General features: G+C 63.0%; 14 protein-coding genes and 1 pseudogene. 3 read left to right on the top strand and 12 right to left on the bottom strand.

Features of this window, described 5'->3' with window-relative positions; translation table 11 throughout:
* Positions 1-60 precede the first annotated feature (60 nt).
* From NKK47_RS30295 to NKK47_RS30245, 10 genes and pseudogenes are all read right to left on the bottom strand, one after another.
* Positions 61-483 (bottom strand): annotated as a pseudogene (locus NKK47_RS30295) (plasmid maintenance toxin (PemK-like)); the annotation flags it as partial.
* A 9-nt stretch (positions 484-492) separates the two neighbouring features.
* Complete coding sequence (locus NKK47_RS30290; RefSeq protein WP_023678685.1) at positions 493-792, bottom strand: type II toxin-antitoxin system Phd/YefM family antitoxin; 300 nt, start codon at positions 790-792, stop codon at positions 493-495.
* A 773-nt stretch (positions 793-1,565) separates the two neighbouring features.
* The gene (locus NKK47_RS30280) at positions 1,566-2,444 is read right to left on the bottom strand and encodes an SMP-30/gluconolactonase/LRE family protein (protein WP_352579365.1); all 879 of its coding nucleotides are present in this window, start codon (positions 2,442-2,444) and stop codon (positions 1,566-1,568) included.
* Between the two features lie 34 nt (positions 2,445-2,478).
* The gene (gene kce / locus NKK47_RS30275; RefSeq protein ID WP_352579364.1) at positions 2,479-3,441 is read right to left on the bottom strand and encodes a 3,5-dioxohexanoate:acetyl-CoA acetone transferase; all 963 of its coding nucleotides are present in this window, start codon (positions 3,439-3,441) and stop codon (positions 2,479-2,481) included.
* Positions 3,438-4,385 carry a 3-hydroxyacyl-CoA dehydrogenase gene (locus tag NKK47_RS30270; RefSeq protein WP_352579363.1) on the bottom strand — a complete coding sequence of 316 codons (948 nt, stop codon included), beginning with the start codon at positions 4,383-4,385 and terminating at the stop codon, positions 3,438-3,440. Before NKK47_RS30270 ends, kce begins: the two co-directional genes overlap by 4 nt.
* A gap of 10 nt (positions 4,386-4,395) precedes the next feature.
* Positions 4,396-5,202: an SDR family oxidoreductase gene (locus tag NKK47_RS30265; RefSeq protein WP_352456099.1), complete on the bottom strand. Its 807-nt coding sequence runs from the start codon at positions 5,200-5,202 to the stop codon at positions 4,396-4,398.
* Between the two features lie 13 nt (positions 5,203-5,215).
* The gene (locus tag NKK47_RS30260) at positions 5,216-7,288 is read right to left on the bottom strand and encodes an ABC transporter permease (RefSeq protein WP_352579362.1); all 2,073 of its coding nucleotides are present in this window, start codon (positions 7,286-7,288) and stop codon (positions 5,216-5,218) included.
* Entirely contained in the window at positions 7,285-8,823 is a 1,539-nt protein-coding gene (locus NKK47_RS30255; protein ID WP_502905087.1) for a sugar ABC transporter ATP-binding protein, read from the bottom strand. Before NKK47_RS30255 ends, NKK47_RS30260 begins: the two co-directional genes overlap by 4 nt.
* A gap of 74 nt (positions 8,824-8,897) precedes the next feature.
* On the bottom strand, positions 8,898-9,026 hold the full coding sequence (locus NKK47_RS30250) for a hypothetical protein (protein ID WP_352579361.1): 129 nt from the start codon (positions 9,024-9,026) through the stop codon (positions 8,898-8,900).
* A complete protein-coding gene (locus tag NKK47_RS30245; protein WP_352579360.1) occupies positions 9,023-10,024 on the bottom strand; it encodes a sugar ABC transporter substrate-binding protein in 1,002 nt (333 codons plus the stop codon). Before NKK47_RS30245 ends, NKK47_RS30250 begins: the two co-directional genes overlap by 4 nt.
* Before the next feature lie 231 nt (positions 10,025-10,255).
* On the opposite strand from NKK47_RS30245, the gene NKK47_RS30240 reads away from it, so the two are divergent.
* Entirely contained in the window at positions 10,256-10,936 is a 681-nt protein-coding gene (locus NKK47_RS30240) for a GntR family transcriptional regulator (RefSeq protein ID WP_352579359.1), read from the top strand.
* A gap of 140 nt (positions 10,937-11,076) precedes the next feature.
* Here NKK47_RS30240 and panC read toward each other — a convergent pair whose 3' ends face one another.
* Together panC and panB are read right to left on the bottom strand one after the other, a co-directional pair.
* Positions 11,077-12,048 (bottom strand): pantoate--beta-alanine ligase, encoded by a 972-nt coding sequence (gene panC / locus NKK47_RS30235; RefSeq protein ID WP_352579358.1) that lies wholly within the window; start codon positions 12,046-12,048, stop codon positions 11,077-11,079.
* Positions 12,045-12,881 carry a 3-methyl-2-oxobutanoate hydroxymethyltransferase gene (gene panB, locus NKK47_RS30230; protein WP_352579357.1) on the bottom strand — a complete coding sequence of 279 codons (837 nt, stop codon included), beginning with the start codon at positions 12,879-12,881 and terminating at the stop codon, positions 12,045-12,047. The genes panC and panB overlap by 4 nt, the downstream gene beginning before the upstream one ends.
* A gap of 446 nt (positions 12,882-13,327) precedes the next feature.
* Between panB and NKK47_RS30225 the strand changes: the two genes are divergently transcribed.
* Positions 13,328-13,639: a hypothetical protein gene (locus NKK47_RS30225; protein WP_352579356.1), complete on the top strand. Its 312-nt coding sequence runs from the start codon at positions 13,328-13,330 to the stop codon at positions 13,637-13,639.
* Between the two features lie 927 nt (positions 13,640-14,566).
* Entirely contained in the window at positions 14,567-15,868 is a 1,302-nt protein-coding gene (locus NKK47_RS30220; protein WP_352579355.1) for an aminotransferase-like domain-containing protein, read from the top strand.
* Positions 15,869-16,017: the final 149 nt, after the last annotated feature.

The following is a 16,017-nucleotide window of genomic DNA, read 5'->3' as shown; positions in this document are numbered from 1 at the left end:
TCCGCGGCACTCCACCTCCTGATGCCGCCCGGCATGCCGCAGCGCCTGCCGGCGTCGCGCGGTGCGCGACGTGCTGGTGTGCGCCTGGCTTGTCGCGATGGCGACAAACCGGCGCTTGACCGCGGTAAACAAAGCCGGCGGCAGCGGCCCGCAATAGCCGCTCTCCGTCTCCAGCGGCCGGATGTCGGGGCCAGGCCAGGCGAACCGGTTGCTTTCCGTCAAAACGATCCACGACCGCTCGCCGTCAAGCCGCAAACGCAGCTTGACCGCAGCCGGAATCTCGATGGCATCATCGGGATCGGACGGCGGCGTGGTGATCGGCAGGACCCGGACGACCGACGAGCCGTCCTCCTGCATGGCGACCAGCGCGAGCACCAGGCAGGGCCGGTCCTTGTCGCCTTCCTCGCGGCCTTCGCGGTGTTGCCAATGCCAGAGGTAGGAGTAACGGAAGACGTGGCCGACCTTGATTTCAGCCGGTAGCATTTTTTGCCGTCAGGCCTTTTGCCCCGAGGGGTTTCGACCCGAGGGTTTTGACCCAGAGAGCTCGTCGTTGAGATGGTCGAGATCCGGCTCCATTTCAGAGGCTTCGACCGCGGCGATCTCGTCCGAGCCGAGCTCCGCTGTCAGATCGACCCGCCGGTCGCGCTTCGACAGCCGGACAAAATCCTCATAGGCCAGCAGCACCGTGCGCGGGCGACCGTTCTTGGTGATGATTACCGGGTCGCGGACCGCGGCATCCTGATAGGCGCCAAAATTTTTCGAGACGGCGGCGGCGGTGACGGTGGTGCTCATCGGCGAGACTCCTTTATTCCGGAATATCCGGGCTTTCCGGGCTTTCCGCAAATGTCGGGCGCCCGCCAAATGGAAACGAGGCAGTGACAGGGCAGCTTCCAAAGGCCCTCGTCCGTTCGCCTGGGTTCGTTTTGCGAGTGCGCCGCCGATATTGTCCAAGACGCAACGCCCAGAACACCTCCACTTGCTGTAGGCAGCCGCAACTGGAAACGATGCCGGACGTTGCTGTGACGACAGGAATAAGGCTGTCTGCGGCGGCAAGGCTGGTTGAGGAAAGCCCCGACCGTGTGAAGCCAATGACCGAAGAGCATCCCGCGGCACTAGCACAATACGCCCGCGGCAGCTCTCGACTAGCGAAAGACTGACGACGACGTCTGTTTGGGGTCGAACTTGCCTATTGGCCGGTTGCTGGAGAGTGGACATTCGCGGATCGCCACACTGCTATAGCCAATGCTATGGATCGACTCCTGCACCTGGTGCCCGCGTGCGGCGGCGGTGATGATTTTGTCGGGATCGTCGGTCCATACGAAGGGCTATGACTGCAGCTTGTGGTCGATGACGAAGCGGTTGATGGCGGAAACCCACATGCCCTCAACACGGGACTGGTGATGGCTCGCGCAGCGCCTGCCGTGCTGCCGCCATTGGTGCTCTTAGTTCCTGACACGACCCCACGCCAGAACCGCACGGCACGAGCTTCCAGCGCCGGTTGCCCTGCGGCGGGAGGTTGGGGTGGCACCAAGAGGCGGGGAGGATGATCGCCATTAAGCACCGATTTATGCGGCAAATCTTGGCTCCGGAACTCCCGTTGCACCCAGGCCGGTGATGGCAAAAAGGCTGCCGCGCAAGACACCGTCGCTTGGAAAGCGCGGCAGCGGCGGCTTGGCCATCGAAGTGACGTACAGGGTGTCGAGCTTCGGCCCGCCGAACATGACGCTGGTGATCTTCTTGACGGGCATGTCGATGATGCGATCAACGCTGCCGTCGGGCGCGTAACGCACCAGCCTGCCGTCATAGACCAGCGCGTTCCACAGGAATCCTTCCGCATCGACGGTCGAGCCGTCAGCCGCCCCTCCCCGGCTGGTATCGACGCGGGTGAAGGTGCGCCGGTTGTTGGCGGCACCCGTTTCGATATTATAGTCGTAGGCCCAGATCTCGCCGGTCCAGGTGTCGGCGAAATAGAAGGTGCGGTCGTCCGGGCTCCAGCACGGACCGTTCGAGCAGATGATGCCGGAATCTATTCTGGTAACGGAGAAATCCGGATCGAGCCGGTAGAGCCCGCCGGAGGGTCCCTCTTCCATCGTGTCCATTGAGCCGGCGAAGAAGCGGCCGCGCCGATCGACCTTTCCGTCATTGAGCCGGTTCATCGGCCTGTCCGGCTCCGGATCGTGAATCGGCGTCACCTCGCCGGTGGCGAAATCAAGCAGATGGAAACCGCGCTGCAGCGATACCACCGCGCCACCGCCGTCCTTGCGCAGTGCCATCGAACCGATCTTCATCGGCACGTCCCAGCACCGGATCTCGCTCCCGTCCGCGGTTGCCCGAAACACGCGCCCGTCGAAACTGTCGATCCAATAGAGGCGCTCCTGTTCAACGTCCCACAGCGGTCCCTCGCCCAGCGTGGTCTTGACGTCCACCACGACTTCGATCTTCATGCCGTCCTCCTCTGTTCGAACTTGCAGAGACCGGTCAGAACGCGACCTGGTCGCCGCCTTTCAATGACAGGATTTCGCGGGCCTCATCGGGCGTTGCCACTTCCATGCCGAGGCCTTCGATGATCTTGCGGGCAAGCACCACCTGCTCGGCATTTGACTTGGCAAGCTTGCCCTTTCCGGCCCAAAGACTGTCTTCAAGCCCGACGCGGATGTTGCCGCCAAGCGCTGCCGATTGCGCCGCGATGCGCAACTGGCTGGCGCCCGCACCCAGCACCGACCAGCGGAACTGCTCGCCGAACAACCGGTCGGCGGTGCGCTTCATATGGGCGACGTCTTCCGGATGGGTGCCGATGCCGCCGAGCAGGCCGAACACCGACTGCACGAAGAACGGCGGTTTCACCAGCCCGCGATCGGCGAAATGGGAGAGGTTATAGAGATGGGCGATGTCGTAGCACTCGAACTCGAAGCGCGTGCCGTTGTCGTAGCAGGTCGCCAGTATATATTCGATGTCCTTGAACGAGTTGCGGAAGACCAGATCACGCGTCGCTTCCAGGTGGGGTCTTTCCCAGTCGAACTTGAACGTTTCGTATTTGTCTACGAGGTGATAGAGCCCGAAATTGATCGAGCCCATGTTGAGCGAGGCGACTTCCGGCTTGAACTGGGCGGCGGGGCGCACACGCTCCTCCACCTTCATGTAGGGACTGCCGCCGGTGGTGATGTTGATGGCGGCATTGGTGCCTTGCTTGACGCGCGGCAGGAAACGCGCGAACGCCTCCGGCGTCTGGTCGGGCTTGCCGGTCTCGGGGTCGCGGGCATGCAGATGCAGGATCGCCGCACCAGCCTCCGCCGCCGCAATCGCCTCCGAGGCGATCTGGTCTGGCGTGATCGGTAGATAAGGCGACATGGTGGGCGTATGGATCGCTCCCGTCACCGCGCAGGTGATGATCACCTTGCCGTTGGGTTGCTGGGCGCCGGGCTTGCGGCTTGTTTCCGTCATCGTCCAAACTCCTGATCCGATTTTTTCTTGTGCGCTGCCAGCGCCATCAGCCGGCGGTCGCGCCAGACCTGTCGTTCGCTGAGTTCTTCCCGCGGCAGGCGCTTGCGGCGATCGGCCTCGACGGTCTCCATGACCTCGCCGGCCCAGTCGACGCGGCGCAGCATCTGCGGGAAAATGTTGGAATAGATCGTCTGATAGCGCTCGACATAGTCGCGCACACCACCTGGTGCATTGAGGTCGATCGTCTCGAACGGACCCATGAACGACCAGCGCAGCGCCAGCCCGTCGCGCAGGCCAGTGTCGACGTCCTCGACGCTGGCATAGCCGTCGGAGACAAGCCGGAACGCCTCCTCCAGCAGCGCGCCTTGCAGGCGGTTCATGATGAAGCCGTCGAGCTCGCGCTTCATCACCAATGGCGCATGGCCAGCTTCGACAAGAAACGCGCGGGTCCTTTCCACCGTGTCGGCAGAAGTCCATGGCGCCGGCACCACCTCCGCTGCCGGGATGAGATAGGGCGGATTGATCGGGTGCACGACGAGGCAGCGATGGCGCCCCTCAAGATGATCGGTGAATTTCGACGGCAACAGCGCCGAGGTGGAACTGGCGATCACCGCCTGCGGACCGGCAAGGGCGTCGATCCGGGAGAACACGTCACGCTTCACCTCGAGGTTTTCCGGCGTGTTCTCCTGGACGTGGACGGCATCGGCCAAGGCGTCGCCAAGCTCCGCCACAATGGTGATGCGGCCGAGCACGGCATCGACCGCCTGTCCCCGCAGCAAATCGTTGGCGGCAAGGTCGCCGAGCACGCCAGCGATATAGTCGCGCGCACCGCTGGCCGCGGCCGGCGCCTGGTCCCACATGCGCACATCATGGCCTGCACGAGCGAAGCTGATCGCCCACGCTCGCCCGATGAAGCCGCTTCCGACAATTGCTACCTTCGCCATGATCTCCCCCTCAGAGTGTCTCGACGTTGCCATCGACGCCGAGCGACTGGCCGGAAATATTGACGCCCGCATCGGAAAGCAGGAAGGCGACCATCGCGGCAACATCGTATGGGCTGGTCATGCGGCGCAGCGAGATGTTTTGCAGATAGCGCTGCGTCATCTCCTCGTTTGAAACGCCGAGCTGCTTTGCCCGGTCGGCAATGACCTTGTCGATGCGCGGCCCTTCGATGATGCCGGGCAAGATGGCGTTGACCCTGATCCCATGCGGTCCGAGTTCCTTGGCAAGACTCTGGGTCAGGCCGACAACGCCGAACTTGGCAGCCGAATACGGCGTGCGGAACGCGTAGCCATGGCGGCCGGCGGCGGAAGACATCGAGACGATCGAGCCCCCGCCCGCCGCCTTGATCAGCGGCACGGCACGCCGCGCGCACAGGAACTGGCCGGTCAGGCAAATGTCTATGCAACGCCGCCAGTCTGCCGGATCGATCTCATCGACGCCACCGGTCGGCCCGGCAATGCCGGCGTTGTTGATCAGGGCGTCGAGCCCGCCGAGCTTCTCCTTGACGGTCTCGAACAGCTGGTCGACATCGTCGTCGCGCGAGACGTCGGCTTTGACTGCGGCGGCGAGCGTAATTCTCTCTGGAGCAGCGGCCAGCGCCTCGTCGGAAATATCGCAGATCACGACACGCGCGCCGAGCCTCGACAGCGTCTCTGCAATGGCAAACCCGATGCCGCCGGCACCCGCCGTCACCAGCACGCGCTGGCCTTTGAGCCCGGTCAGGAATTCGTCCGCCGATGCCGGTGCGCTTGAGCTCATTATTCCATTCCTTTCACTGAATCCGCCTTTCGCGCAGCGCCATGACGGCACCGAGCACCACCAGCCCGAACAGGATCGCCCGCGTCGCGTAAGGCAGCGTCGTGCCGGCGAGCAGCATCTGCAACGCGGTCAAAAGCAGCACGCCGCCCAGCATGCCGAGATAATGGCCGCGCCCGCCGGTGATCAGCGCACCGCCGACCACGACAACGGCGATCGAGGGCAGCAGATAATCGTCACCCATGCCGAGGCTGGCCTGGCCGGAAAAGCCGGTGAGCATGATGCCGACGAGCCCGGCGCAGACCGCCGACAGCACATAGACGAGGATGAGCGTGCGCCCGACCGCGATGCCGGAGAGCTGGGCGGCGCGCAGGCTGTTGCCGATGCCGTAAACCCGGCGGCCGAAAGCGGTGCGGCCGAGCAGCAGCACGGCAAAGACGACGAATGCGATCATCAACAGCACCACCGGCGTCACAATGACTATCTTCCCCGTCATGAACCAGCGCAGCATCGGCGAGGAGAAGCCGGCCGGCGTACCCTGCGAGTAGAGCAGCGCGACGCCTTGCAGAATGCCGTTGACGGCCAGCGTCATCACGATCGGCGAAATGCCGAGGAAGACGATACCGATGCCGTTGGCAAGACCGATCAGGCACGCGATGAGCAGCACCGCCGGCAGCGCATAGGCAAGTGCAGCATCCGATCCGTTGACCATGCCGGCAAGCAGGATGCCCGAGAGGCCGATCGTCCACGGCACCGACAGGTCGAGCCCACCGGTGAGGATTACGCTACCTTGCCCAAGCGCCAGGACGGCGAGGAAGCTCGACAGCACGAACAGCGAGTTCCAGTAGGTGACGTTGACGATGGCGCGTCCGAGCCAGATCTGGGTGACGATCACGACGACGGCCAGGCAGACATAGGCCGGCAGCGCATAACGCAGCGTCTCGGCATTGCGGATATGGAAGGCCGGATGCGGCGCCTGCTGATCGTCGGTGCTGCCACGCGCGATCCTCAGCCGCCGGTCGGTGCGATCGATCTGCGAGGGCAGCATTCCGGCGCGCCATGCGGCCAACCGCGCCCGTAGCGCACGCAGTTGGCGGGCGAGCACGGAGCCATGCGACAGCGAGCCGGCAAGCACGGCAAGGATGAGGATCGTGCCCTCGGCGATCGTCGAATAATAGGCCGAGACGTTGAGTACGAGCAGGATGTTGACGACCATCATCAGGATGTAGGCGCCAAAGACGGTGCCAACCGGCCCGCCTTGACCGCCGCCCAGCCTTGTACCGCCGACAACGACCGCCGCGAACATCGACAGCAACAACGGGTTGCCGACCAGCGGATCGCCGCTGCCGGTCTGGGCGCTGATGAAAACGCCGGCGAGCCCGTAGCAGCCGCCGGCTATGACATAGACCAGGAAGCGCACGAGAACGACGCGCACGCCGACCGAAGCGGCCGCATCCGGATCGCTGCCGATCGCATAGAGAGCCGTCCCGAAGCGTGTGCCTTTGAGCCAGAACCAGCCGAGCAGGACGACACCAATAACCACCAGCGGCATCGGTATCCAGCCGGCGATGGCATCACCGAGATAGAAGGCGCCAAGATCGGGAGAGACGAAGCCGCCCGGCTTGTCCATAACCAGCAGCGTTACCCCCTGCAGGATGAACATGGTCGACAGCGTGACGACGATTGGCTGCATGCGCAGGACGGCGATGAAGAAGCCGTTGAAGGCGCCGACCAGCATGCCGACACCAATTCCGGCCAAGGTCCACAGCGCGACACTGGTGCCGGTCGCCATCGGATCCATGCCTTTTGCCAGGACGACATTGACCAGCGAGATCACCGCGCCGGCGGACAGGTCGAAACCGCCGGACAGGATGACCACGGTCTGGCCGATCGCCGCCAGTGCCGAGGTGGCGCCGCCGCTGGAGAGAAACGAAATGTCGAAATAGGTGAGCCGCCCGGCACTGACCAGATCGACGATAAGCAGGAGCACCGCAAAGACGATCGCCGCGATGATCGCGCCGCTGTGCCGCGCGAGAAGCCGCGACAATGTCGTGGCCGGTGCCGCGGCGGGCAAACTCGTCACGCTCATTCCGCCGCCTCCCGGACCAAGTCGCCGTGTCCCAGCGCCGGTCGCATGATCGCGCCTTCCGTGATGTCGTTGCCGGCAAGCTCCGCCACCAGGCGACCGTCATAGAGGACGAGCACCCGGTCGCATTGATGGACCAGCTCGGGAATTTCGGTTGAATGCAGAAGGATCGAGCCGCCGGCCGCCACATAGTCGCGCATCATCACATAGAGTTCGTGCTTGGTGCCGACGTCGATGCCGCGGGTTGGGTCGAAGAGCAGCAGGATGCGGCTTTCGGCGACCAGCCATTTGGCGATGGCGATCTTCTGCTGGTTACCGCCCGAAAACGCCCCCGCCCTAGTCCACATGGCGCGGTGGTCGACCTCGACCGTCGAGAAGGCGGACTGTACGGCCCGCGCCTCCTCGTGCCTGCTGATCAGGCCAAATCGGGTAAAACGCGCGACGACCGGCAGCGATACGTTCTGCCGGCCCGAGAGTTTCAGGAACAGGCCTTCGGTCTTGCGGTCCTCGGGTACCAGCCCGATCGCCATGTTGGGCTTGAGCGCATCGGCGGGCGATCCAAGCCAAACCATGCGGCCGTCGACCAGGATATGGCCGCGCTCGATCTCGGCCATGCCGAAGCAGGCGAGGAACAGGTCGAGCTGGCCCATGCCCTGAAGCCCGGCAATGCCGAGGATCTCGCCCTTGCGCAGGTCGAAACCGACGCCGTCGAGCTTCCTCCCGGCCTTGAGATCGCGCACGCCGAGCACCGGAGGACCGAAGACGGCCTCGCTTTCGGGTTTCGGCGGAAAGGTCTGGGCGATGCTGCGACCGATGATCTTTTCGATCACTTCTCCATCCGGGACGTCGGCAACCGGCGCCGTCACGATATGATGGCCGTTCCTGAGAATGGTCAGCATATCGCAGAAGGCCCGCACCTCGCGCATGCGATGGGTGATGAACACGACCGTTGTGCCGGCGGCCTTAAGTCGCGCGATGATGCCGCCCAGCCATTCGACATCGCCGCCCGACAGCGTCGAGGTCGGTTCGTCGAGCAGGAGGATGCGCGGCTTGCGATAGAGCGCGCGCGCGATCTCGATCTTCTGCCGGACGGCGAGATCGAGCGTTGCCACTTCGGCGTCGAGATCGACCGAAAAGCCGAGACCTGAAATGTGCTGGCGCACCGCCTTGCGCGCGGCCGACCGCTTGATCAGGCCGAGCGGGCCGACAGGCGCGTAGGGCAGCAGCATGTTGTCGAGAACGCTGAGATCGCGCACCAGCGTCATTTCCTGGAAGGCTGTCTGCACGCCCTTGGCGTGCGCGGCGCGCGGCGAACCGAGCGGCGCCGGTTCACCAAGAACGGTGATTTGCCCTTCGTCGGGCCGCACCAGTCCCGACAGCAGCTTGACGAGCGTGGACTTGCCCGCACCGTTTTCGCCGAGCAGCGCGTGCACGCTGCCTGAAACGATCTCGAAAGAGACGCCATCGAGGGCGACTGTTGCGCCAAACGCCTTGCGGACGCCCTCTATGCCGACAGCTGTCGAATGCGCTGACATCATGATCCCAGTCCCGGCCTGCATGAAAGGTGCGTGGAGCGCCTCGAAAGGCACCCCACGCCCCATTTCGGAGAGCCTTACTCCTCGGGCTGGCCGACAAGGGCGGCCGCGAGACCGATTTCAGGTGTCTGGTCGGAGAAGATCGAGGCGAACCAGCCGGGATTGGAGACCAGCGACGGTTTGAACGCGTTGCAGCCCGCCTTCATCTCCGCCCAGGTGCCTTCTCACAAAGCTTTATCGTCTCGTTGGTGACGACCGGCAGTGGCAGGATCGTCTTCTTGGCAACCTCCTTGCCGTCAAGCGCCTCGACCGCAAGCTTGAGGGCCAGCGCACCGGAATAAGGCGGCGACGCGTAGGAAATGCGCGGCGCGCCGAGCGGCGCATAGGGAGAGGTTGCGCCCTCGACCTCCGTGCCCTCCGGCAGCATCTGGATGCGCCCGCCATTGGAGCCCTCGCCGGCGCAAGGCAGGAGTTCGCTGACCTTTTTGCCGGCCTCGAGTTGCATGGAATTGGCGGTGAAGCAGCCGACCTGCATCCACAGCCCATTTATGTCGTCCCAGCTGCGCGTCGCCAATATCTTGGAAAGTTCGGTACGGGCCACCGCCTGGCTCCACATGCCGACAGCCTCGCCGACGATCTTGATGTCGGGATGCTTGGCAAACACCTCCTTCGCGGCCTTGGTGCGCAGATCATCGACCGAGGTACCGGGAACGCCGGTCACCGCGATGATGTTGCCCTTGCCATTGAGCTTCTTGACCAGCCACTCCGCCGTTACGCGGCCAGCCTCTTCCTGGTCGATATGGACGTTGTAGGCGCAAGGCTCCGTGATCTCGGCATCATAGGCAAACACCTTCACGCCCTTATCGCAGGCGTTCTTCACCACCTGGTTGAGCGCGGTCGGCGAGATCGGGAAGATCACGATGGCTTCGGCGCCTGCCTGGACCATGGCATTGATCTGCTGGATCTGGCGCTGTGCGTTCGGCCCCGCAACCTGGACCTGGAGGTCCACCTTGTCGGCCATGCTCTTGTGCGACGCCATCGCCTTGACCATGTTAGCGGCCTCGGCCTGCCAATCATTGCCGATGAAGCTCATGCTGAGAAATATCTTGTGCTTTCCGGCCGCTTCGGCGGCCGACATCCCAAAAGCGCAAACAGCCATGCCGGCAAGCAGCGCGAGCCGCCGGGCTTTCGATCCGATACCCATTCGAAACTCCTCCCAGTTCAGACGACCAAATGCCTCCCAAGGGCACGAAACGTACTCCTTGTCATTCGATGCAGCTGAACGTATCATGATTTGATCAAAGATCAATGATGAAATGCTAATAGGTAAAAGCCGGATACGCCGGCGCTTGACGCGGCAATCCGAACCTTGCATTTCGGGCACAGGCGCCGGGTAGGACAAGAGCGTCGCCCGTATGGGGAAAGGTAGGCAGAGATGGCTGGGGCGGCATTCAGGAAGCCGGGCGTCGAGATCACACCGCTGTCCAGGGAAACCCTGCAGGACAGGGTCTACCGGCACGTTACCGAATTGATCCTCGACGGCAGTATCGTTCCAGGTGAGATGGTGACGGTGCAGAGCCTTGCCGACGCTTTCGGCGTCAGCCCGATGCCGGTTCGCGAGGCACTGCGGCGTCTGAGCGCCGCCAACGCCCTGATGGTGGTTTCGGGCCGTTCAATCGGTATCCCCGCATTAAGCCGCGCGCGACTCATCGATCTCAGGAACGTCAGGTTTGAGATCGAAGCGATCGCCGCCGCATGGGCGGCCGAGCGAATGGACGATGCCAGCGTGGCGCTGCTGTGCCAGCATCTGGACGCACTCGAACAGGCCAATGCCGCCGGCGACGTCAAATCCTACCTCAGGGCCAACTACGCCTTCCATTTCTCCATCTATCGAGCCGCGGGCTCGGAAAACATGCTCAACATCATCGAGAACCTGTGGCTTCAGATCAGTCCCTATTTCAACATGCTGCACGATTCCGGAAACTATTCGACCGCCAACCAGCACCATCAGGAGATGCTTGCAGCGCTGCGAGACCGCAACGCGGAGGCGGTCCGGGCTGCGGTTCGCGCTGACATCGACGCGGCTTTCACTGTCCTGATCAAACTGCTGAAATAGGGTGAGGTCGCCAAGCCCGACATGGCAGGACGGTGATGCTCACCACGAACCGAACCGCCGAGCATCAGCGGGCATTTCCGGCGCCCTGCTGCGGTGATTCATCCAGAGGGGGCGATCCAGCGCTAACAGGGCGGAGTTGGTCAGGGGTAGCGCCGCTTGCCAGAGCCTACAAGCTCATCCTTTAATGCTGGCGTTGCGGTGTGACCGTCGGCACGGGTGGAGGCATGCCCGATTGATGACGGCGGCTTGTCAACGAGAAGGGGAGACGGCAGTGTTCTGACGTTATCAATGAGCCGCGTTTCGCCGAGCCAGGCCGCTGCAAACAGGCGTGCCGGCCGATCCAGGCTTGCTATCGGTTGCAGATCTGCCTCGCCACGGAGTTCCAGGTACTCGACCTCGCGATAGCCTGCGGACAGGATCGCTGCGCGCGCTTCGGCAAGCGTTGGCAGGACGGGAGAGCCGTTCGAGAGCCCCGACGCCGTATCGAGTAGGACCGATGCTAGCCTTGGGGCAACGGCGCGCTCTGCCGGCGAGAGCCGGATATTGCGCGATGACAAAGCGAGACCATCGGCTTCCCGGACTGTCGGACAGGGGACGACGGTGATCGGAATATCCAGGTCCCGGACCATGCGCCTGATAAGTAGAAGCTGCTGGAAGTCCTTCTCTCCGAAAAAGGCGAAATCAGCGCCGGTCTGGAGGAAGAGCTTTGCAACGACGGTCGCCACCCCATCGAAATGGCCAGGCCGGAACGCACCGCACAGGCTTTCACTGACGCCGGACACGGATACGGTCGTGGCGAAGTCGTCAGGATACATCGCAGTCGCATCGGGAACATAAAGCAGGTGGGCGCCCAGCGGCGTAAGCTTTGCAGCGTCTTCGTTTGCCGTGCGGGGATAGGCGGCAAGATCCGCGGCACTGTTGAACTGCTTGGGATTGACGAACAGCGTCACGATCACACGATCGGCCTTTTGAAGCGCAGAACGCACGAGACTCAAATGCCCTTCATGCAAGGCTCCCATCGTAGGCACCACGGCGATATTGGCACCAGAACGGCGCCATCCCGCCACAACGGTACGAAGCTCGGCAATGGTGCGGACGATCGGCACGCTCACGCGGCTTCTCCGGCCTGCGGCGCGTCGGCGAAGAGATGTTCGGCCGCCGGAAAGCGCCCTTCCCGCACATCATCCGCGTAAGCCGCAATGGCAGCTTCGGCCTCTGAGCCCAGTTCGGCATAGCGCTTGACGAATTTCGGACGAAAAGCGGTGAACATGCCCAGAATATCGTCGACTACTAGAACCTGGCCGTCGCAGGCGGCGGAGGCGCCGATCCCGATGGTTGGAATCGTAACCTCCTCGGTTATTCTTCGTGCGAGCGGCTCGGCAACCTTTTCCAGCACAACGGAGAATGAGCCGGATTCGGCAACAGCAACAGCGTCGCGCAAAATCCTGTCGCCGTCTCCGCCCCTGCCCTGGACCTTGTAGCCGCCAAGCACATTGATCGCTTGCGGTGTCAGCCCGACGTGGCTCATGACGGGGATGCCGCGGGCAGTGAGAAAGCGGATGGTGTCAGCCATGCTCTCGCCGCCCTCCAGCTTGACCGCGGCGCATCCGGTCTCCGCCATCAGCCGGGCGGCGTTGCGAAAGGCCTGTTCGCAGCCCTCCTCATAGGAGCCGAACGGCATGTCGACGACCATCAGCGCCCGTTCAAGACCGCGGCGCACGGCCTTGCCGTGCATGATCATCATCTCCAGCGTAACCCCGAGGGTTGACGTCAGGCCATGAAGCACCATGCCGACGCTGTCGCCGACCAGGACCACGTCGCAATGCCTATCGGCGAGGCGCGCAACGGGCGTTGTATACGCTGTTAAGCAGACAATCGGCTTCTTGTGCTTTCGGGCCGCAATGTCCGGCGGCGTCAACGCCTTTGTTTCGACCGCCACACTCATCGGCACATTCCCTTGGGTCAAGTTCCAGCGGTGACGGTTTTGCATAGTTCTGTGCAGGTGCGAAGGCCAAACCGCACTGCATCAGAAAAGTTTGTGCGTCGCGAAGCAGGCTCTCCGCAAAGCAAAGACAGAGGGCCAGCATTCCTCTGCTTCGGTGATGCTGCGCCACAACCGTGTTGCTGATCGGCTGAGCAATCGGGCTCCGGCCGTTTTCAACTCGGACAGTTTAACTGCCGCAGGCGGTTCACGCCAGAAGCGACCTTGGTTGCAAGCCTACCCGAAATGCGTTGTGACGGAAGCATGCGCCCGCACTCCAGACACTACGATTTGAATCAATATCGCTGGTTGGAATCGGTTCCGAAACAAGGTGCACGCTGGCGGCGTTGGCATTTTCCGCATATTAGCAATCCCTTGACTACCGTCAAAGCCGCTCCAGAATCATGGGCATGGCTTGGGAAATTGCGGACATCAATATCGGCGATGAGGTGGCGATCACCGTGACGGTGCTGAAGCTCCTGGACGACGAAAGAGCTAGCGTCAGCATCCCCTCCTATGGTTTTCCGCATTCGATCCCTGCTCCTAAAAAGTCCAAACCAGGTGACGAGCTCCAGCTCATTGGCGAGGTCACGCGGGTCGACGAGGAAAATCGAAAGGTGACCGTGAAAGCTGGCGGGCTAATCACCGTGGACGCCGATACGATCGCCGACTGGATGTCTGTCCGCCGCAAAAAGATTTCGCTCAGAGATGAGGCGGATTAGCGAACGCAGATCAAACCATCGATGCCGAAGACAAGTCCGCAAGGCCTGGCCGCCCTGGCTCTGGTGCGCGTGGCATCGAGGAGACCTGCCCGGCCGGCGTGCTGCCGATCGAGGAGGCTGTCTTCCTGCTCTTATGGCCAAGAGCCCATGCATGAGGGTGAGGCCCTTGCCAAGGCTATCATTGAAACAGTTGAACGGCTAACTGCTTGCGGGAAGGCAATCGGCCCCAGGTGGCGCACTGTACGAAAATTACCAACTTCGTTAGCCGGGAACAAGCACTCCACATCAAACGTTTTTTGAGCAGACTGAACTCTCCTCCGTTCTCCAGTCTGGCTGTAAAGGCCCGCTGCTCTGCACGGGCAGCGGGCCTGAGGGTTCGCACATGCCGCAGCGCCAGCGTACCAATCGCACCTGCCTTAGTCCTCATGATTTGGCTATTTGCCAGCGCGTTTTCGATCAGATTTGCGCAGACGAAGACCTCGACCCTTTAAGCCAACGGGCAAAATCCTGGCGGAAAAGGTAGTGGCGACTTTTCGAAATGCTCACACTGACGAGCGCGCACTGCTGAAGGCAGTCAGGTCTCGTCGAGGAAATTGAGCGGCAAAATTTCACCCGACCGACAAGGTCGGGCTTGACCCATTCGGCCTTGTCCCCGGAGCAGGGCCCGGGAGCTAACGAGGCCCTAACTGCCAACAAGATAGGCGTCACCGATTGCGGCGTCGCTGTGTTGACGGTCGTTTTGCACCCTCACCATTCCGCTCTTGCAGAGCAGTCCCAGTCCTCAGCCGCTGTTCCCGTAGTCCGGCCGTTTTGCCTCCCATGCCTGCTCGTTCGGCTGTGAGCGCCCCCAACCGTCATCAAAATAGGATTTTACGACGCCATCGAGACGGGGCGGCTAGACCCGCAAAGCTTCCTTCCTGGCATGACATGGCCGCTCAGCTCGGCGTCTCGCACGGCACCGTACGCGTCGCGTACCAGCGCCTCATCGACGAGCAGTTCGCGGTCGGCGCCGGCGCGGCGGGCACCCGCGTCGCCGAGGGCCCGTCGCCTTCGTCGGCACCCTTGTGGTCATCAGACGTGCCGCCCCTGCCGGAGCTGTTCCATCCCTATGGAACGCCGCCCCTGCCCTTCCAGATGGGCGTGCCCTGGCAAGACGCCTTTCCGTTCAAGCTGTGGTCGCGCGTCTTCGCGCGAGCGGCGCGGCGGGCGGCGACCGCGCCGGTCAGCTATCCCGATCCCCGGGGTGATCCGCAGCTGCGAAAGGAGATCGCGGCCTATGTCGGGATCGCGCGGGGTCTTCGGTGCAGTCCCGCCCAGGTGTTCATCACGGCAGGCTATGCCGGGGCGATCGGTCTGGCGGTGCGCGCTCTGCAGGTCGAGGGATCGCGAGCCTTGATCGAGGATCCGAGCTTCCCGATCACGCGCAAAGCGCTCGACCTGGCCGGCATCACCGTGACGACCGTTCCGGTCGACGCCGAAGGCCTGGATGTGGCTTCCGGCATCCGGAGCGCTCAAGACGCAGCGCTGGCGATCGTCACGCCAGGGCAACATGCGCCGCTCGGGATGACGATGTCGCTGACCCGCAGGCTTCCGTTGCTCGCTTGGGCTCGGCGGAGCGACGCCTGGATCATCGAGGACGATTATCTGAGCGAGCTGCAGCTGACCGGCCGGGCGGCTCCAGCGCTCGCTTCGCTCGATCACGGTGGACGGGTCCTGCATATTGGCAGCTTCAGCAAGACGATCAGCCCAGTTCTGCGCCTCGGGTTCGTCGTTGCGCCCATCGAACTGACTGGCCGGTTCGGTGACGTATGCGCCTGCCTGGCGCCGGCTCCAGCCCTAGCGCTCCAAGGCGCGGTGGCCGAGTTCCTGCGCGAGGGGCACTATATTCGGCATCTGCGGCGCATGAAGCGTCTCTACGCGTCTCGGCGGCAGGCCCTGCTCGAGAGCCTCGCACAGGTCCGGTCGGAGTCGCTGAAAGTCGAAGCCAGCCACCGCTGGCTTGGCCGTCATTGTCTCGATAACCGCCTCTCTGTCGGACGTGGAGATCGCCCGCCGCGCCCGCTCGTTCGGCTTGGCTCGGTCGCCTCTCTCTCAATGGTGCGTCCGATCACCCCCGTGGCAAGGGCTCCTGCTCGGCGTGACCAACTTGGATGCGCGTACGCTTACATAGTATTGCAGACAGCTCGCAGAAGCGGTGCAATAGCGCCACTTGCGCTCAGCGATCCTTGAAGGGCCCTATCCTGCAATGGACTGCTCCTGCCCTTTCGCTCGGGAACAGGGCGATGTCCGCAAGCCTGAAGGTTTTTCGATGCGGGCCGCAGCGCGACGTTTGCCGCTGGCATTGGCGGCCCGCGTTGACAAACCTTGGAAGGAGGAAG

This window comes from Mesorhizobium sp. M0019 (assembly GCF_040323975.1).
In the GTDB taxonomy this organism is placed as follows: Bacteria; Pseudomonadota; Alphaproteobacteria; order Rhizobiales; family Rhizobiaceae; genus Mesorhizobium.
This window is presented reverse-complemented; position numbering and strand designations above follow the sequence as displayed.